Source organism: Methylorubrum rhodesianum, assembly GCF_014199985.1.
GTDB classification, from domain to species: Bacteria; Pseudomonadota; Alphaproteobacteria; order Rhizobiales; family Beijerinckiaceae; genus Methylobacterium; species Methylobacterium rhodesianum.
The window spans coordinates 114,054-133,084 of sequence record NZ_JACHOS010000012.1; the positions used below are offsets into that span (position 1 = coordinate 114,054).

A 19,031-nucleotide genomic window follows, 5' to 3' on the forward strand; every position below is an offset into this window, starting at 1 on the left:
GGATGTCAGGAGATGCCCGTGCACCCCCAAGGCGAACGTCGCTGGGCGCTGCCGGCGGCGGGCGGTTCGACGTCCCTCACCAGGTTGTGGCGGACGGTCGGACCGGGCGCCCTCGCGCCCGATCTGGCCAAGCCGTTGCTGGCTGCGGCGACGGCTGCCCTCCAAGGGTCCGGTCCCTCCGTGGCCGCCTCGGAATGGGAAGACGCCCCGGCGGCGCTCCGCGACGCCCGGGCGGTCCTCGGACGATGCGGTCCGGCGCATCCCGACGTCGACGTGGTCGCCACCGCGGCGCTCGCGCTGGCGCTTCGCGGCGAAAAGGCTGCCGCGACGTTCCTCGCCGATGCGCTCGACCGTCTCGCCGCCGACGGGACGGGCGGACCGCACCATGCCCGGTTCGCCTATGCGTGGCGGTCCCGGGTGGAACTTAAGCCGGCGGGCGTCTCCGCCGGGAGCGACGACGGGGCGCCGGACCGGCTGCGGCTTCCGGGTGACGACACCGAGGGAGAACCGATGCGCCTATGGATCTTTTCGGACCTGCACATCGACATCGGGAGTCCATGGACCCCAGCCTCGATCCCCGGGGCCGATCTCGCGGTGGTCGCCGGCGACGTCGGCGAGGGCCTCGTCAAGTCAATCGCGTGGCTCGCCGCGACGGTCCGGCCGCATATGCCGGTCGCGTTCGTGGCCGGAAACCATGAATTCTACCGTCGATGCCTGCCGGACGAGTTGCAGGCGGGGCGCGCGGCCGCGATGGAGGCCGGAATTCACCTCCTGGAGAACGACACCGTCCGCTTCGGCGACGTCGTGGTCTCGGGATGCACCCTGTGGACGGATTACGAGCTCGACGGACCGGCGACGCGGGTCCCCGCCATGCGGGACGCACGCGTGGGCCTCAACGATCACCGCCTCATCGCCTGGAGCCGCAAGCCGGAGTGGCGGCGGTTCCGGCCGGAGGAGGCGCTCGCGCTGCACCTCGCGTCACGCCGCTTCCTCGAAACCGCGCTCCGGTCCGCCGCGGACGCGACGACGCGGGCGCACGTCGTGGTCACGCATCACGCTCCCGCGGCGGGGAGCGTCGCGCCGCGGTTCCTCGGCAAGCCGCTCAATGCCGCCTACGCGTCGCGGTTGGACGACCTGATCGAGGCCGGTCGGCCTTCGCTCTGGGTCCACGGGCACACCCATACGCCGTTCGACTACCGCCTCGGCGGGACCCGCGTGCTCTGCAACCCGCGAGGATATCCCGGCGAGAACCCGCGCTTCCAGCCCGGGCTGGTCGTCGAGGTCTGAGACCGCCCGGGGCGGCCGCCCCGCCCTGACTGCCTCCCGCAAGCCGAGAACCGATGGAGACGCCCTTGCCGGACTTCGCCCGTGAGCCTCGTGCGCTAGGATGCCGGGGAGCACCTCCGCCGCATCCCATTCCGTTCCGCTCCCAGGGCTCGACCGGAACGGGATCGGCGGCCGCCGGGGGCCTACGATGACGCGGCATGTTCGCCCCCCTCGTCGTGTTCCGGGCGCCGAGGTCCCGGAGCCGTTGCCGCTTCCGTTTCGGCCCCGAGCGCGGATCGACCCGACGCCCGAGGTGCGGACGGCCTGTCCAGGACCGGCCTCCGTCGGGAGCCGAAGGGAGAACGCGAGGTTCTGGATCCTGTCCGACCTGCTCATCGACCGCAATCCCGGGTTCCGGCTCCCCGATCCGCTTCCCGAGTTCGACGTCCTGCTGGTGGCGGGCGGAGTGGCCATAGGGCTGGACGTCGCGTTGAACTGGTTGGCGCGCGCCCTGGACGGCAGACAGGGAAACAGGCCCGTCCTGATGGTGGCGGGCAGCGCGGAGCTGTGGTCCGAGACGCCCATGGTGGAGGCGGTCGCCCGCGGCCGGGACCTCGCCCGGGACCTCGGCATCCACCTGCTCGCCGACGATGCGGTACGCATCGGTCCCGAGGCCGGCGGCGGGACCGTGGTGGTCGGGGCGACCCTGTGGACCGACTGGTGCCTCGAAGGGAGCTTCGAGGGCCGCCTAGCCAGGGTCGCGGCCCGCCACAGCTGGGCGGATTGCCGGCGCGTCCTGCTTCGGCGGGGGCGCCCGTGGTCGCCGCTCGACGCCCTCGGGGCCCATGCAAGGTCGCGGGGATACATCGAGGACGCCCTCACCAGCATCGTGTGTCAATCGCTGAACGTCGCGAGGGGACCCGGGACGCTCGTGCCCGGTGTTCGCCCCGGGGACCGCGCCGTCGTGCTCACCCACTTCGCGCCTTCACGCCGTTCGCTGCCCGACGCCTGGACGGGATGGCTCGGGGACGCCTGGCTGGCAGCCTCGCATGCCTCGGACCTGGAGGATGTCATGCACGCCTGGGGGGCGCCGACGCTCTGGGTCCACGGCCGGGCCGTCGCCCCGGCGGATTACCGCATCGGCCGGACCAGGGTCGTCGCCAATCCCTTGCGGCGGTGGGATGCGGCCGATGCCTTCGACCCAGCCTTGGTGGTCGAGGCCTGAGATGGGAACGTCGACCTACGGCCCAGGGCCGCCCGCACCAAGCTCCCCGGACAGGCCGACGGGCATCGGGAGCCGGGAAAGGTTGGGCCGGTACGGCGCCCATCGCTGACTTCCCGCCTCGGGCTGCCGCCGCCACGACTTTTCCCGGCCGCCAAAGACAGCAATGGCTTGATCGTCTTATATACCGCAGGTATAATATAAGCATTCTCGAACGTCGTGGGCATTCCAACAGCCGGGCCAACCGGGCTGGGCGCTGTGAAACCGAGCCCGTGCGCAGCGCGGCGACCGCCTATTCGCCCATCGGGTCGTTCCGGCTCCCCGTGGGGGCACGGGCCAAGTTTTTCGAAAGCGTGACGGATTCGCTGACCGCCTTGGAACGGGCGGGGCCGCTGGAGGTGGACATGGCATCGGAGCCTGGCCGAGTGGTTTCGACTTCGGTTTTGCGGCACGCGATCCGAACCCCGCGGCGCGGCGTGCCGCCCGTGGTCGAAGTCGGCGTGGTGGCGGCTTGGCGTACGTACCCGCCCGGACGCCTCGACCGGGCGGAAGCAACGGCCCTCGCGCGGCTGCTGGCGACGACGTCGATACTCGGCGAAACGCGCTGGTCCGCGGCAAGGGACGGGGACGCGGCCGCGGCCACGGCGCTCGCCATCCGTCACGTCCGCACGTGCGGCGCGGCTTCGGTCGCGTCGGATCTCGTGATGGGCAATCTCCTGCTGATGGCCGAGCGCGGCGACGCGACCGCGCCGGCGGTCATCGCCTACGCCCTGCGCGCGCTGGCACGGCGCAGCGCCGACGAGCGCCGGCTCATGCGGCTCGCGGCGCGATGGGCGCGACCGAGGATGCGCAAGTCTCGCCGCCGCTGAACCATCGGCCCCCCACCATCGAAGTCCCGTGCGAAGCCGGAGGATGCCATGCCCGAACCGAACGAGGCGGCCTGCGCGATGGCGCGCGCCTTCGTCGAGGCGTTGCGGAAGGAAGCCGCGAGCCCGGATCCATCATGGTGCCTGGACGAAGCCGAGCTCGACGCGCTCGCGCTCGGCCGGCGGGAGGCATCACTCATGCCCCGGCTGGCCGCCGACGTCGTGGCCGCCGCGGTCATGCTGGGGCGCGCGTTCGCTCCGGCAGGACCTCCCGCGGCCGATGACGGCTTCCCCGTCCTACTGGTGCGCGTATCCTCTCCGGATTGGGTGGAGCCGATGCGGTGCGTCGTGGGACCCTGCCTCCTCGGACTGGGATGGAGGGTTCGGGATGGCGAGGGCGGGCGCGGGGCCTGGAACGACCGCAGCCGGCGGGAGGTCGTCGTGTTCGCGCGTGACGGGGCCTCGCGCGAGCATAGGCCCGACCGCGGCAACGAAACCGTCGGCGCGGCCGTGGTCGCCGGCGTCCCGCTCATCGGCGTCGCGTCGGATCCCGCCAGGACGCTGCCGCGCGACTTCCTGCGCGCCGTCGACCGGGAGGTTCTCGTCGCTCCGCTCGACGCCGAGGTGCTGAGCCTGGTGATCGAGGCGGTGACCGGCGAGGTTCCGCCCCTCGCCGCGCTCGGGGACTGCGTGGCGGTCCGGGCCGCCGCCGACCTTCGGCTCGGTATCCGCCCGGGTCGCGGGGCATCCGAGGCCCTGGAGCGCCTCGGGCGTTCGCGCCTGCGAGAGAGGCAGCGCACCGCGAACGCGCCCCGCCTTGAGGACTCGCTCGGTCTCGGAGCCGCCCGGGATTGGGGGCTCGGCCTGGTGGCGGACCTACGGTCGTGGCACGAGGGGATCATCCCGTTCGCCGCCTGTGAATCGGCCGCCCTCGTCAGCGGGCCGCCCGGCACGGGCAAAACACGGTTCGCGGCGGCCCTGGCCCGAAGCGCGAACCTACCGCTTCATCCGGGCTCCCTCGCGCAGTGGCAGGGCTCCCGTGACGGACATCTTGGCCATACCCTGGGCGCCATGCGGCAGTTCTTCGAGGAAGCGCGGCGGTCGCCTTGCGTGGTCCTGATCGACGAGCTCGATTCCTTTGGAGATAGGAATACTTTCTCAGAACATCATCGCGATTACTCCAGCCAGGTCGTCAACGCCCTCCTGGAACACCTCGACGGCGCCGTCGGCCGCGAAGGGGTCGTCGTCGTCGGCACGACCAACCATCCTTCGAGGATCGATCCTGCGATCTTGCGCTCGGGGCGGCTTGAACGGCACTTTCGGATCGAGCTTCCCGGTCTCGACGCGCTGACCGGCATGCTGGTCCAGTATCTCGGGACCGACGCCGATGACCTCGACCTTGCGCCGGTGGTCCCGCTGCTGCGGGGCATGACGGGTGCCGACGTCGAGGCGCTGGTGCGGCGGGCGCGTGGCAGCGCGCGACGGGCCGGCCGCACCCTCACGGTGGACGACATCCTGGCAGGCTCCTCGGATGGGACGCCGGCGCTCGGGGATGGGCTCCGGATGCGCTGCGCCGTCCACGAGGCCGGGCATGCGGTCGCGCTCCTGGCCAGCGGCGCGAGCGGACCGGTGACGCTAACCATCGCCCCGACCGGCGGCCTGACCGAGCATGCGCTCGTCGATGCCTACGGAGCCCTGACCGAGGGCGACTTCGAACGGTCCCTGGTGATGATCCTGTCGGGCCGCGCGGCCGAGGAGGTGCTCCTGGGCGACGTCTCCGCCGGCGCGGTCTCGGATCTCGCCGAGGCGACCCGATGCGCCGCGGCGATGGAGGCGTCGTGGGGGTTCTCGGCCGATTTCCCGCTGCTGTCCCTGGCCCCCGCCCAGGACATCGACCTGGCCCGGATGCCCTGGCTGATGCGCCCGGTCCTTGAGCGGCTCCGGCTGGCCTACGAGCGCGCGTGCGACCTCATGCGGACCGAGCGCCTCGCCCTCGAACGGATCGCGGAGGCCCTGTTCCGCACGGCCTACCTCGACGACGCGGCCATTCGGGCGTTGTTCTCGGGAAAGGCCGCCTCCCCCCGACGCCGCGCCGGTCCGGGCCGCGGTGCCCACCGCACGCACGACATCTGAAGTGGAGAGGCCATGACGTCCTTCGTACGCCGACCGATTGCATGCCGGGACCCGTCCGCGTCGCGCTCACCCGCCCGTCGCCCGCTCGCGGAACGGACGTTGTTCGACGCCGCCTCACCCGGGGCGGAGCCGCGCCCTGACACCATGCGACATCCCTTGCGCCGCCGCGACTTCGACGAGGGCAGCCCGGACACGTTGATGATGCTCGACATCGAGACCGTTCCGGACCCGATCCTAACGCCCGCGGATTGGCCGGCCGACCGGTTTCCAAAGGCCATGTGGCATCAGGTCGTCGCCATCTCGGTGATCGAGGCGGGGGTCGGTCGGGAGCCGGGCACGGGGGTCGAGACCTACGAGTTGCGGTCCTGCCGCAGCGGCGGCGAACCGGGATGGGACGAGGCACGTCTGCTGCGCGCCTTCTGGCGGCTTTTCGAGGGGGGACGCTACAGGCTCGTCACCTGGAACGGCAGGGCGTTCGACATGCCGGTGGTCCTCGCCCGCTCGTTGATGCACGGTCTCGCGGCCCCCGCATGGTTTCTTCGCGGAACGCGCTGGGCCAATTACGGGCAGCGCTACGCCCAGGACTGGCACCTCGACCTCATGGATGCGATCTCAGCCTTCGGGGCGGCCTCGCGTCTCACCCTGGAGGAGGCTGCGGCGGCGGTCGGCGCACCGGGCAAGATGGGCGAGCACGGGTCCTGCGTCGCCGAATTGGTCGCGCGCGACGAACTCGGTCGGGTGCGGGACTACTGCGAGACCGACGTGGCGAACCTCTACGTCATCTTCATGCGCTGGGCGCATCTGACGGGCAGGACGGATGCCGCGGGCCACGATGCAGCCGTGGAGGGATTCCTGCGCTACCTCGATGCGGAGGGGCCGGCCCGCCCGCACTTGGCGGCCTTCGCGCAGGAATGGCGACGGACTGGATCGCGCGCGCCGATGCATGTGGGTCGAACGACCGGGTCGGGTGCGGTGGTGGCTGGTCCGGACACCTGTCACGGAGCTCGACGGAGCTCGCTTGGGGCCTGAGGGCCGGGTCGCGGAGTAGCCAATCCTCGGGATGCCCCATGAGCGGGCGGCGGGACGCAGGTCCCGCGCCCGGATCCGCCGGTCCGGCGTGAGACCGCGATAAAACCGGGCGTTAGCCACGAGTGAGTCGAAGGCGTCGAAAGCCATCGGGGTAAATCGACCGTAATGGCTGGCGTGCGAAGGATCGGGCAACGGCCAGCAAGCCCAGGGGGGAACAGCCGATGACCCTGCCGCGCCTTTCGCGACCACTTGAATATAGCCGCGCTTGGGTGGCGCTCGGGGTCCTGGCACCTATCGGCGTGCTGATCGTGTCGGCGTCGATGCTCCTCGATCTTCGTCGCGATGCCTGGGACAAGGCCGAGCAGACCTCCAGGAACCTCATGCAGGTCATCGAACGCGACATCGCCCGCAACGTCGAGATCATCGACCTTTCGCTGCGGGCCGTCGTCGACAACCTGCGCGCGCCCGAGACCGCGGAAGCGAGCCCGAAGGCACGGCAGATGATCCTGTTCGACCGTGCCGCGAGCGCCAGGGACCTCGGCGTGATGCTGGTCCTGGACGGGAACGGCGACAGCAGCCTCGTGATCACTCAGAACCAGTACGCTGCCTGTGTCGCTGCTCGCTCAGACGTGATCACCGCGCAAACCCAGCTTCAGACAACCGAAGCCTTGAGCATTGCGGTCGAGCTCAGCCGGGCGACACTGACGACGAACAAATGAAGACTATGAGAAGTCGCCTCGCAGATGATGACGCAACTAGATCGCAAAATCGATATCAGACTGAGCCGAAACCGGATCTACCGTTGAGCATCCGGCCCCGACGACAAATAATAGTATAGCAGGCACACTCGACCGTGCTCAGTAACCGTAGTGGTAATCAAAGCTCGGAGCGTAACCACAACCGTAGTGGCCGTAGTATGGGCTGTGCGCCACGAGCCCATCGAGCGCCAAGCCACCGATCAATCCAGCTGCAACGGGGACCCCGTAGTAACCCCGCCTATGGCCGTAATGTCCGTGTCCTCTGCGGTAGCCGCGACCGCTATAGTAGCGGCGCCCATAGCCAAAACCACCATACCCATAAGTGCGACCGTGGCCGCCATAGTACCTGCGGCCTCCGCCATGGCCGCCATAAAACCCATGTCCTCCGCCATAGCCGCCATGATGGCCTTCAGCCTGGGCCGCACTCGGAATGGCCACGAGGCTGATGACGAGCGTGACCGTCAGAAGGCCGACACTCAGTGCCGTCTTCACCCTACCAAGACGAGCCATAACTATTTCTCCTTTGCGTTGCGCGTCCCTTCCCGAAGACTCGTTTGAGCGGGTCAAGGCCCTCTGCCTTGCCCAACGCCTGAACGCACGGGTGCGATCCGGCAGGCTCTGCTGAATGGTGTTTTCATCCCACCTCGCCCGCGCGCTTGGCAGGAGCGTTCCATCACATGACTTCGAAGAAAGCAAATAAGGTGAAGAGTTATACAGTAATAAAAATATATTTTATAGCCACAGCTAAGCTGTAAATTCCCCTTGTTTGTACGTCAGCTTCAGAAGCAACTGAATTGATCTGTGCTAGTCGGCCTAGACAATATCGTTGAAATGTAGACGAGGGGCGACCTGTAATGGCCACCCGTCGCTTATTCACAGCTCTTTTTATCTCAAGGCGTCAGTGACGTTCCCGCGGGGCATCGCCATGGTGTCCCTCTCGACGCTCTTCGTGGTGCTCTCTGCGAGGTTCATGATGGCCGCCCTCGCTACGCTCTTCGACAACGCGTCGTCCGTGGCTATCGCCTTCCACCCGAACCCCGCCCGGATTGACATCGATATGCTGAGCGAAGACTGCTGTTGGAGATACGGCAAAGGCCGCAGCGATCATTGCTCTTGCTGACTTTTTCATCACGACATCATTCTCCTGTGCTCGGATTTGGAAGAAAAAACATGGCTGTGCTTTGCTTCCGGATCGGATTTCGTTACGTCGGAGAATTATTCTGAGTAACGAACTATTTGCCGTCATCCGATGACTGAGTCCCGCCAACCTCGCCTAATGCTTGGGCTCAAGACAATCTTTGCGGGATCAAGCTTCTAGTTTGTGTCCCTAGTGGCCACCACCCCTGTGATGACCGCCGCCACCCGAGCGTCCGTGCCCACCGGAATAGCCATGTCGCCGACCGCCGCCGTGCCCACTGTACGATCTGCGATGTCCGCCGCCATAGCCGTGCCGACCGCCGCCACCGTGACCGCCGTAGCCGCCACCATGACCGCGGGAATGACCGTAGCCATGGCCTTGGGCGGCTGCCGGTTCGGGGATTGTTGCCAAGCCAAAGCCTAGTGCGAGCGCAGCAAAGCCAGCGATGAGTGAGGCTCTGAATTTAGACGTACGTGTCATGGAATAAACTCCGCAATTACGGGGATCGATTTCGTGTGGCGACCTTGGCAGGTTCAACGACCGCCGCCGAAGACGATGTGAACAGCGAGCGGCGGCGGGTGCGCATTTCCTACAGGCACGTAACGCTCGACGGGACGGAAAAGTCGAAGTCTCGTTCCAAAATGATCCGCAAACGGCCGTTTTCGGCGCAAAGCCGGCGACGAGCGAGGCAACCAGGAATTGCTGCGCTTAAATTGTCCCGCATCTCTGCTGCACAATCAGCGTACCCATAATACCAATCGGTACGGGTGAGGACTCGCGGGTTTACGCGGAAGCGGCGGATGTGATTCGATGTGGCAAGCTAGGAGGTTTGCCATGTCGAAGGCCGTGGATCTGCGCGAGGATTTCGATGCGGATACCCTGCGACGTCTGGCGCGGAAGAGCCGCGATGCCGGTCAGAGCCGGCGGCTTCTCGCGCTGGCCGCGATCTACGAGGGTGGGAGCCGGACGCAGGCCTCGCGGATCGGCGCGGTCGGCCTGCAGACGGTGCGCGACTGGGTGCTGGCCTTCAACGCGGCCGGGCCGGACGGCCTGATCGAGCGCAAGAAGCCCGGCCCGCGGTTCAAGCTCGACGCGGCCCAGCGGCAGGCGCTCGCGGTTGCCATCGAGGAAGGGCCGGACCTGCAACGGGACGGCGTGGTGCGCTGGCGGCTGAAGGACTTGGCGGCTTGGCTGTTCGCGCGCTTCGGCGTCAGCCTCGACGAGAGCAGTGTCGGACGGGAGGTGAAGCGGATGGGCTATGCCAAGCTGTCGGCCCGTCCGCGCCATCATCAGCAGGACCCGGCGGCGCTGACGGCGTTTAAAAAAACCTCCCCGCCCGCGTGAGCGCGATCCGCGCCCAACTGCCAGTCGACACGCCGCTCGAACTCTGGTGGCAGGACGTCCTTCGAGAGCCTCAGGATGAGAGCCCGCGTCGGTCAGAAGAACACGGTCCCGCGCCGGTGGGCGCGCAAGGGCAGCCGGCCCACGGCGCCCAAGGATCAGCGCACGGCGTCCGCCTACATCTTCGGGGCGATCTGTCCCGAGAAGGGCAAGGACGCCGGTCTCGTCCTGCCCCGCTGCGCCACACCGGCCATGAACGCGCATCTGGCCGAAATCAGCCGCGCCGTCGATCCCGGCGCGCACGCCGTCCAAATCCTCGACGGCGCCGGCTGGCACGTCGCCGCCGACCTCGTCGTCCCCGACAACTTCACCTTGCTGACGCTGCCGTCTCATGCGCCCGAACTCAACCCGGTCGAGAATGTCTGGCAGTTCCTGCGCGAGAACTGGCTCGGCGACCGGATCTTCGACTCCTACGAGGACATCCTCGATCAATGCTGCGAGGCTTGGAACAAGCTCGTCGCACAGCCTTGGATGATCATGTCGCTCGGACTGCGCGAATGGGCCTATCGGTTATGAACCATGCCGATTGGTATTAGCCGGCGCTTGGACCACGTGCGTTCTGAGGAGTTCTGGGATCGCGTGATGCACGAAGCCTACGAGATCCTGCCTGCGCAAGGCAGCATGTCGGTTGCGGACATCATGGTTCGGCTGCGAATGACGACGCTGAAGGGCGGCCGCTTGGTCAAGGAAGCGCTATCCGAGGGGATGCCGCGCAAGAAGATCGAGATCAGCGTCGAATACGAGCGATACTTCCAGAGGGTTGGCAAGGACGCCTATGCGCGCCTCCCAGGCTGGGACGGCGCGCTGGGCAAGCGGACGCGCGCCGGGTAGGGTTGGCGAAGTGTCCGGCGCCTCCCGAGAGCGCCGGCGGGCTAAACTCACCTGGACCTCAGGAAGGATTGGCGCAGCTTCGGCCCTGCGTCACCAAAGGTCCTCCTCGTCGAGACGCTGCAGGGCCGAAACATGCAGCCGCAAGCTGTCCGATAGCTCGCCTCGGACCAAGGCGAGGTCCCCGAGTTCGTCGAACGCGACGTCGAGCAGTTCGGGACCCATCACCTCGACGAAGGCTCCTTGGGTCTCCTCATCGTATTCGGTGGATTCGACGACGCGATCTGATACCGCCCTCAGCCTGCCCAACCGTTCCCTGGTCGGCGGAAGGCGCCGGCGTGTGGCCCTTCCGGTTGAGCTTGACGGAGCCTTATCCTGCTCAACGTCGCGCGGACTCGCGTGCCTCATCGTCTCACTCCCGTTGCTAGAGTGCGCTTCGTGTCTGGGGAACCGGAGTCGTAAATCGTCTGACACCGGTCGCGGCCATGTGCTCGCGGTCGGTGCGGTTGATCTGCAGGGCGGGGCAGCCTACCGCCCGGGGGACTTCGACGTCGCGATACCGTCCGACCACTGGCGCAGGGGCAGCCAAACCCTATCGGCACTTGGCGGCACCAGCGTCGTATTTATATCGCCAGTATATTCTACCGCCGATCCGCCTGCTTGACCATCACCCTCGCCGCGCCGGACCAGGATGGTCGTGTCGACCTGTGGATTGCGGGAACTTCGGTAAGGGGAATTCGGCAACGGCCCGGCAGCACCGACGACAGGCATAGGGTCAGTGCTCTCCGGGATGGCCCTGGGGGCCATCGGTTCCCACGTCATCTCGGTCAGCGGCTGTGCTTTTGCTCCTCAGGAGCAGGCCGATTGCTCCGAGCCTAGCCGCCCGGCAAACGTCGTGAATGCCCTTCACGGGCTGCTTGGTACGGACCGAAGCCGACGCCCTGGACACCTGCCCGTACCGACGGAGCATTCGCAACGGGGACTGGGACGACAAGGTCGGAGGTGGCGCTCGCGGATATCGCAAGTCGGGTGGCGGTTCCGCGGCGTCGTAACGCGCCATACCGCTTCCGCATCGACCTTTGAGGTTCATCGAGAACGGGAACGGTCTCTTGAAACTGGACAGGCTACCTTCGGCACCGCGTGCGGCCGCGATGCCCTTTCGTCCCGTCGGTCGCCGCACATGGCGACGAGTTCCGGATCGGCCTCCGGTATTGCAGTTATATATACCTGCGGTATAATTAGAGACTTCACCCACGTTTCGTCGATGCGGCGCGGCCGTCCCAGAAGGGGCGGCCGCCGCGCGTTTCTCGTACGCCTGCCGCCATGCGCGATCCAGGGGTAATTTCAATGGAACAGGGGGAGCGAACGATGTCGTTCGGCATCCAGAGGTTTCGGGGCGAATCGTCCAGTTCAGGACGGCCGCTCACGGTCTTAGACGCATTGTTCGAGGGCTTGGTGGGGATGGCCGCCGAACGGTCGGACGCCCAAAGGCTGGACGCGCGCGGACAGGATAGGAAAGTTGCCGGTCGGGACTTGTACGCGGGCGACCTGGAATTAGATGTCGCCGTGACGCGAAATGCTCCGGCCAGGATGCGAAATTCACGTCGCGATGGTGCAGCGGAGACCCGGCCCCGTGGACGGGAGAGACGAAAATCACGGCCAAGCGCCCGAAGTCGGTTGTCGGCGGGAGCTAGCCGAAGCGTACGTTGCGCCGCGCGGCATGGATTCGAACGCCGGTCGCTACCGGGATGCCTGGAAGGATGACCGCTTGCGACCCGGCCATGTGCGTCGAGGAGAACGTGACGGTCTCGGGCGGAGTCAAACGAAAGCCATCCGGCGCACCGAGATGGACGTAAAGCGAACCCGCGCACGTCCCGGCTATCGCGTCCTCAGGCAAGCAATTCTTCCTTCTCTTCGCATGGAGCGGCGTTGCGATGGCCCACGGTGAACGGACGACCGACCTGATGCCTGGCGCCGTGGATCTGCGGCAGGTGGTCGATACGACGGCATTGTGCCCTCTGGACCGGTTGGCCCTTCGACGGAACCTGGATGTCGAACGCCGTGACGGCTTCGGCCCACCGGACAAGCTTGTGCCCGTGGGCCTCTACGCTCGCTACTCGTCTAATAAGCAGAAGGAGATGAGCATCGAGCGTCAGGTCAAGGTTGTAACCGCTTACATGAGGAAGCTTGGTTACGCGATTTACGTGCTGTATGACGACCCTGCTCGAAGTGCCCGATCAATGCGTGATCGTGAAAGCCTGCAGCGTTTGCTCGAAGACTGTCGGTCTGGCAAGATAAAAGTCATCATGGTTGAGGACTTTGACCGGTGGTCCCGCGAAACTTACGATGCGGTCGAAGTATGCGAGCAATTGAATGAGCTTGGCGTGGAATTTCATAGCGCCGGCGACTTCAAGGCACTGAACAAGAAGGAGGTCATCGAAGCGGCACTCAAGGCCGAGGCGGATCGGGACCGTCGCACCCTGATCATGGGCATGGGCAGGTTCCAGCACGCTGCCCAGGGCGGCGCCCATTCCGGTGCGTTCTTCGGATATCGGTACGGCGAAGAAAGGGGCTTCCTCGTGCGTCACCCCGAGGAAGAGAAGACCATATTTTCAATCTTTGAAATGGCAGCCGCGGGAATTTCCTACCGAAGCATCGGCCGGATCATGAAGGAACGCGGGGTTGCAGGACCGACGAAGGATTGCAGATGGACGAAATCGACCGTTGCGAACGTTTTGGGCCAGTTGGCCTATACGGGTAGATGGTACTATCCATTTACCTTGAATACGTTCGACCGCAAATCGGGGAAGGTCGCCGTCCAGCGTCGGCATCCGAGCGAGATGACGCGCAACTACTTCGATCACCTTCGAATTGTGCCAGACGATCTGTTTTTCGCTGTCAACGAGAAGCGACGCCCCCGGGGGAAGCAGAAGTTCGAGCACAGCCACTTCTTGGCCGGAAAGGCGACGTGCGACTGCGCCGGGGTCGAAGGCCAGCGGTTCACCTTGGGTGGTCGACAGCTAACCTGCAACGTCTGGTCGGACGGGGGCTGCTGCCCGGCGAGGCGTCACTCCGTTATGCACGAGACCGTGGAGCGCGCCGTCCTCACAGCCGTTTGCGGCAAGCTGCGGTCCTTCGTCGGCGAGGAGGATTTCGCGGCTGCCGTCGACCGCTCGCTACGTGAAGCCTCCGCCGCCCGCCGTGCCGCCCGTGCGGATGTTGAGCGTAAGATTGCGGTCACCCGCGAACAGCTTCGCCGGGCGCTCGTCAAGGAGCTTGAATCGACCTACCCATCCGACCTGTTGTCCGAGGAGAGGAGCCGCCTGACGGGGGAGCTCGCAGACCTTCAGGCCCGTTCGGCGGACCTCGCCGAGCTGCCCGAGGTGGACGAAGCCGGTGAGAGGCTTCGAACGCTTTCCGCCACGTTGGATCACCTTATCGAGCGGGTGCCATTCAGGGCCTTGACGGAGGCGGAGGCGAAGGTCTCCGCCGCCCTTGCCCGCCTCGTCCAGCGGGTGGTGGTCATGCGGGATGGCCGGCCGGCGGGGACCTTGGGCCTGGCCATCCACCTGGACTTCTTGGCGTTCCTACAGGAGGACGGGAGCTGCGGCTCGCCCGGTGTTGGCTTGGACGTGATCCATGTCGATGTCGAGCAGCCGATGGGCCGCCACGTCCGCCTTCGCGAAGACGCCGAGCGGCTTATGGCAAGCGGAGGTTATCGGATCGACGACGCGCGTTGGGCCCTCGTCGCCAAGCACCTCCCGGACGTCACGGGCCACAGGAATGACTCGCGCCACATCCCGACGCGGGCCCTTGTCGACGCCCTCCTGCTCCGGCTCCGGACGGGCCTGCCTTTGCTGTCGGCGGCGTTCGGCGACGCGCCGGAGATGCGGCGTGCACTCTCGCGGTTCGTCTATGCCGCGGGGGACCAGATCCTGATTGACCTCCTTCGCGAGGCGGACCCTTCCTTCGTGGCCGGACTGGACCTCGGCCCGGTCGAGGCCGCGCGGGCGCGCTGGAAGGTTGGCGGTGATGATTGGCGCAAGCGCAGTCGAGCGGCGTCGGCGGCGCCATCCGTTCCTCGGTCGGCACCTCGAAATGCGCCTCGGAGAGGTTCGGCACCCCGTCGGCGAACGGCTGCTGGGGCTTGTCCAAGGCGCTTAACTCCTCTATGTTTCAACGATAGTTGATATGTAGGTCATTCGATGGACGAACGGCAAGCCCTCGCCGCCTTCGCCGCCCTCGGCCAGGAGCATAGGCTCCGGGTCGTGCGCGCCCTGGTCACCGCCGGTCCGGGCGGCCTCGCCGCGGGCGTCCTCGCCGAGACGGTGAACGTCGCCGGCAACAACCTGTCCTTCCACCTGAAGGAGCTCTCGCACGCCGGGCTGATCACCTCCCGGCGCGAGGGCAAGTCGGTCATCTACAGCGCCGCCTACGCCGGCCTGTCCGACCTCGTCCAGTTCCTCATGCGTGACTGCTGCCAGGGCCACCCCGAGGTGTGCGCCCCGGCCGTCGCCGCGCTCGCCGCCTGCGACTGCACCACCGGGGACACCCTCCATGCCTGAGCCAGTCTACAACGTCCTGTTCCTCTGCACCGGCAACTCGGCCCGCTCGATCCTGGCCGAGGCCATGCTCAAAAAGGAGGGCGGCGGGCGCTTCCGCGCCTTCTCGGCCGGCAGCCGACCGAAGGGCGAGCCGCACTCGCTGGCGCTGCAGGTCCTGCGGGAAAGCGACTACCCGACGGAGGGCCTGCGCTCGAAGTCGTGGGACGAGTTCGCCGGTCCCGAAGTCCCCGTCATGGATTTCGTCTTCACCGTCTGTGACAACGCCGCCGGCGAGACGTGCCCGTACTGGCCGGGCCAGCCGGTGACGGCCCACTGGGGCATCGAGGACCCCGCCGCGGCGGAGGGCTCGGAGATGGAGCGCAAGCGCGCCTTCGTCACCGCCCAGCGCTACCTCAAGAATCGGATCGCGGCCTTCGTCGCCCTGCCGCTCGGCAGCCTCGACCAGGTCGCCCTGTCGTCGAAGGTCCGCGAGATCGGCCAGATGGCCGGCGCGACCTCGGCCCGCCCGGAGGTCGCGTGATGGACGTCGTCATCTACCACAACCCCGCCTGCGGCACGTCCCGCAACACCCTGGCGATGATCCGCAACGCCGGCATCGAGCCGCACGTGGTCGAGTACCTGAAGACGCCACCGAACCGGGCGCTCCTCAAGCAGATGCTCGCCCGCGCGGGCCTCTCGGTCCGGGATGTCCTGCGCGAGAAGGGCACGCCCTACGCCGAGCTCGGCCTCGCCGACCCGGCGCTGACCGACGAGCAACTCCTCGACGCGGTCGAGGCGCACCCCGTCCTGCTCAACCGTCCGTTGGTGGTGAGCCCGATGGGCGTGCGCCTGTGCCGGCCGTCGGAGGCGGTGCTCGACCTCCTGCCGGACCAGCAGGGGGAGTTCGTGAAGGAGGACGGCGAGCGCGTCGTCGACGAGCGCGGCCGCCGCGTCGCCACCGCTTGAGGACACCATGAGCACCTTCGAACGCTACCTGACCCTCTGGGTCGCCCTCTGCATCGTGGCCGGCATCGCGCTCGGCCACGTCATGCCGGGCTTCTTCCACGCCGTCGGCGCGGCCGAGGTCGCCAAGGTGAACCTGCCGGTCGCCGTCCTGATCTGGCTCATGGTCATCCCCATGCTGCTCAAGATCGACTTCGCCTCGCTGCGCCACGTCGGGCGGCACTGGCGCGGCATCGGCGTGACGCTGTTCATCAACTGGGCGGTGAAGCCCTTCTCGATGGCCGCGCTCGGCTGGCTGTTCATCGGCACCCTGTTCCGGCCCTACCTGCCGGCCGACCAGGTCGACAGCTACATCGCCGGGCTCATCATCCTGGCGGCGGCCCCCTGCACCGCCATGGTGTTCGTCTGGTCGAACCTGACCCGAGGCGAGCCGTACTTCACCCTGAGCCAGGTGGCGCTCAACGACACCATCATGGTGGTGGCCTTCGCCCCCATCGTTGGCCTGCTTCTCGGGCTCTCGGCCATCACCGTGCCTTGGGGGACGCTGGTGTTGTCGGTGGCGCTCTACATCGTCATCCCGGTCGTCGTCGCGCAAGTGATCCGCCGTGGCCTCCTGGCCTCCGGCGGGCGGGCCGCCCTCGACCGGCTGCTCGCCAGGCTCGGGCCCACCTCGCTCGCCGCACTTCTGGCGACCCTGGTGCTGCTGTTCGGCTTCCAGGGCGAGCAGATCCTGGCCCAGCCCGCGGTCATCGGGCTGCTCGCGGTCCCCATCCTCATCCAGGTTTACCTGAACTCGGGGCTGGCCTACCTCCTGAACCGGGTCGCCGGGGAGCAGCACTGCGTGGCCGGGCCCTCGGCACTGATTGGCGCCTCGAACTTCTTCGAGCTCGCGGTGGCGGCCGCGATCAGCCTGTTCGGCTTCAACTCGGGCGCGGCGCTGGCCACCGTGGTCGGCGTCCTCATCGAGGTCCCAGTCATGCTTTCCGTCGTATGGATCGTGAACCGCTCGCAGGGCTGGTACGAGCGTGGCGCGGCCGGCAAGGCAGCGGCGCTGAAGCCTGCCTCCCGTGAGGTCTGAGGTCCACAACCGCCTCGTCGTCATCTCGGCCCTGGGCGTGGTGGAGATCCTCGCCTGGGGCTCGTCCTTCTACTTGCCGGCGGTGCTGGCGGGGCCCATCGCCGCCGACACGGGTTGGCCGCTCGCATGGGTGGTCGGGGGGCTGTCCATCGGCCTGCTGGTGGCGGCAATCGCCTCGCCCCGGGTCGGAATCGCCATCCACCGGCACGGGGGTCGGCCGGTCCTTGTATCGGCGGCCTTGCTGCTAGCGGGTGGCCACTTGGTGATCGGACTGGCACCGAACCTTCCGGTGTTCCTGTCCGGCTGGCTGGTCATTGGGCTCGGGATGGGCTGCGGCCTCTACGACCCGGCCTTCGCCACCCTCGGCCGGCTCTACGGCGACGAGGCGCGCCCGGCCATCACCACCCTGACCCTATGGGGTGGGTTCGCCAGCACCGTCTGCTGGCCGCTCTCGGCCCTTCTCGTCGAGCAGGTCGGCTGGCGCTCGACATGTCTTGCCTATGCCGGGCTGCACCTCTTCGTCACGCTTCCCCTGGTGCTCGGTCTGATCCCTGAGGCGCCTGCCTTGGCTAACGGCGGGGACGTAAAACACCTTGGCGAAGCGCCGCTCACCTCGCGGGAACGGCGCGCCTTCGCGCTGATGGCCGGCGTGTTGGTTTTCGGCGGCACCGTGATGACGTTGATCTCGGTCCACCTGATTACCTTGCTGCAGGCACGCGGCGTGGCCTTTGCCGCCGCCGTATCCTACGGCGCCCTGATCGGGCCGTCCCAGGTCGGAGCCCGCGTTATCGAGATGGCCAATAAGGGGCGGCACCACCCGCTCTGGACGCTAAACGTGGCCATGGCCCTCGTGGCGCTCGGGCTGGCAATCCTGGCAGTGGGCATTCCTGCGGTCGGCATCGCCTTGGTGCTCTACGGTGCCGGCAACGGGATCTACTCGATCGCGAGAGGCACGGTGCCGCTCGCCCTGTTCGGGTCGGAACGCTACCCGGTTCTGGCGGGGCGGCTCGCCCGGCCGAGCCTGATCGCCCAGGCTCTTGCTCCGTCGCTGGGGGCCACGGTCCTCACCTACGGCGGCCCCGATTTGGCCTATGCCCTTCTGGCGGTGCTCGCGCTCGCGAACGTCGGTTTGGCAGGCGCCTTGTGGGGCACACGACCGGAAGCGGTCGGCATCCCCGGCGAGGCCGAGGCGGGCTCGAAGAACAGGTGCTTCGCTTCAGCAGCCAAGCCGAAGGGCCGCCTTCGAAACGGCCCCCCTTCTTCGCTCTAGGTTGCTTCAGTGCAGAATAATGGTGCTCGGCACCGGAATGCCGGGTTGACCAAATGAGGTGGCCGGTTCGGCACCACACTCCTGGCGGCAATGATCCGTCCACGTCGGCCTCTGGCGACCGCAAGTCCTCGCAAATCGCCCGATGTCATTGATCTTTGAATAATTTTTGGCAGACATCTCGCAATTGGGCGAACGGTCTCCGCTGGCTCCCGAGCCTCCGCTTGGGAGCCAGCGGAGACCGGTCGCCCAAATGTCTGCTCTCTGCGATATCTATCTGTACATGCGCGTTTTTTTGATGTTGGGTGTTTATGTGTCCTCAGGATCCTGCAGTAGATAACTGGCCTCCTACGCCCGGGCCCGGAAACCGAAACGAAGAACGGCATCTCGGCAGTTTCGTGTGATGCATGGCTGCCGCCGCCTTGTCGCTAGATTGGTGTTCAAGTCTGCTAACCGCAGCAATCGGAGCACCGCGGCCGAGCGCTTACCGAAACCAGCCAGTGCGCAGCATCCGTGTGATCCCGTGCGCCCTCATGGG

At 67.0% G+C, this 19,031-nt stretch carries 13 protein-coding genes and 2 pseudogenes; 14 read left to right on the forward strand and 1 reads right to left on the reverse strand.

The genetic code is table 11. The features are described 5' to 3' along the window. The first annotated feature begins 12 nt into the window (after positions 1–12). The 8 genes and pseudogenes from HNR01_RS18120 (at position 13) to HNR01_RS18155 (ending at position 10,644) form a co-directional block, all read left to right on the forward strand. On the forward strand, positions 13–1,287 hold the full coding sequence (locus tag HNR01_RS18120) for a metallophosphoesterase (protein WP_003596816.1): 1,275 nt from the start codon (positions 13–15) through the stop codon (positions 1,285–1,287). Between the two features lie 244 nt (positions 1,288–1,531). Beyond that, positions 1,532–2,491 (forward strand): metallophosphoesterase family protein, encoded by a 960-nt coding sequence (locus tag HNR01_RS18125; RefSeq protein WP_238224432.1) that lies wholly within the window; start codon positions 1,532–1,534, stop codon positions 2,489–2,491. A 269-nt stretch (positions 2,492–2,760) separates the two neighbouring features. Continuing rightward, entirely contained in the window at positions 2,761–3,357 is a 597-nt protein-coding gene (locus HNR01_RS18130) for a hypothetical protein (protein ID WP_012455871.1), read from the forward strand. A 48-nt stretch (positions 3,358–3,405) separates the two neighbouring features. After that, positions 3,406–5,487 carry an AAA family ATPase gene (locus HNR01_RS18135; protein ID WP_003596813.1) on the forward strand — a complete coding sequence of 694 codons (2,082 nt, stop codon included), beginning with the start codon at positions 3,406–3,408 and terminating at the stop codon, positions 5,485–5,487. A gap of 144 nt (positions 5,488–5,631) precedes the next feature. Beyond that, positions 5,632–6,516 carry a 3'-5' exonuclease gene (locus tag HNR01_RS18140; RefSeq protein WP_231343940.1) on the forward strand — a complete coding sequence of 295 codons (885 nt, stop codon included), beginning with the start codon at positions 5,632–5,634 and terminating at the stop codon, positions 6,514–6,516. 221 nt (positions 6,517–6,737) lie between these two features. Beyond that, positions 6,738–7,217 (forward strand): annotated as a pseudogene (locus tag HNR01_RS18145) (hypothetical protein); the annotation flags it as partial. A gap of 2,029 nt (positions 7,218–9,246) precedes the next feature. Next, positions 9,247–10,329, forward strand: a pseudogene (locus tag HNR01_RS18150) (IS630 family transposase). Positions 10,330–10,395: 66 nt separating this feature from the next. Next, positions 10,396–10,644, forward strand: a complete 249-nt coding sequence (locus HNR01_RS18155) for a hypothetical protein (RefSeq protein ID WP_003596801.1) — start codon at positions 10,396–10,398, stop codon at positions 10,642–10,644. Between the two features lie 90 nt (positions 10,645–10,734). Here the strand turns inward: HNR01_RS18155 and HNR01_RS27925 are convergent, their stop codons facing one another. Next, positions 10,735–10,869 (reverse strand): hypothetical protein, encoded by a 135-nt coding sequence (locus HNR01_RS27925; protein ID WP_255538462.1) that lies wholly within the window; start codon positions 10,867–10,869, stop codon positions 10,735–10,737. Positions 10,870–12,575: 1,706 nt separating this feature from the next. Here HNR01_RS27925 and HNR01_RS28160 point away from each other — a divergent pair. From HNR01_RS28160 to HNR01_RS18185, 6 genes are read left to right on the forward strand one after another with little or no spacing between them, the layout of a single operon-like run. After that, positions 12,576–14,831 carry a recombinase family protein gene (locus HNR01_RS28160; protein ID WP_246417547.1) on the forward strand — a complete coding sequence of 752 codons (2,256 nt, stop codon included), beginning with the start codon at positions 12,576–12,578 and terminating at the stop codon, positions 14,829–14,831. A 15-nt stretch (positions 14,832–14,846) separates the two neighbouring features. Then, complete coding sequence (locus tag HNR01_RS18165) at positions 14,847–15,206, forward strand: ArsR/SmtB family transcription factor (RefSeq protein ID WP_003596793.1); 360 nt, start codon at positions 14,847–14,849, stop codon at positions 15,204–15,206. Further along, complete coding sequence (locus HNR01_RS18170; RefSeq protein ID WP_003596792.1) at positions 15,199–15,726, forward strand: arsenate reductase ArsC; 528 nt, start codon at positions 15,199–15,201, stop codon at positions 15,724–15,726. The genes HNR01_RS18165 and HNR01_RS18170 overlap by 8 nt, the downstream gene beginning before the upstream one ends. Continuing rightward, entirely contained in the window at positions 15,726–16,151 is a 426-nt protein-coding gene (arsC, locus tag HNR01_RS18175) for an arsenate reductase (glutaredoxin) (RefSeq protein ID WP_012455866.1), read from the forward strand. Before HNR01_RS18170 ends, arsC begins: the two co-directional genes overlap by 1 nt. Before the next feature lie 7 nt (positions 16,152–16,158). Beyond that, positions 16,159–17,226: an ACR3 family arsenite efflux transporter gene (gene arsB, locus HNR01_RS18180; RefSeq protein WP_012455865.1), complete on the forward strand. Its 1,068-nt coding sequence runs from the start codon at positions 16,159–16,161 to the stop codon at positions 17,224–17,226. After that, positions 17,216–18,496 carry an MFS transporter gene (locus HNR01_RS18185; protein ID WP_012455864.1) on the forward strand — a complete coding sequence of 427 codons (1,281 nt, stop codon included), beginning with the start codon at positions 17,216–17,218 and terminating at the stop codon, positions 18,494–18,496. The genes arsB and HNR01_RS18185 overlap by 11 nt, the downstream gene beginning before the upstream one ends. Positions 18,497–19,031: the final 535 nt, after the last annotated feature.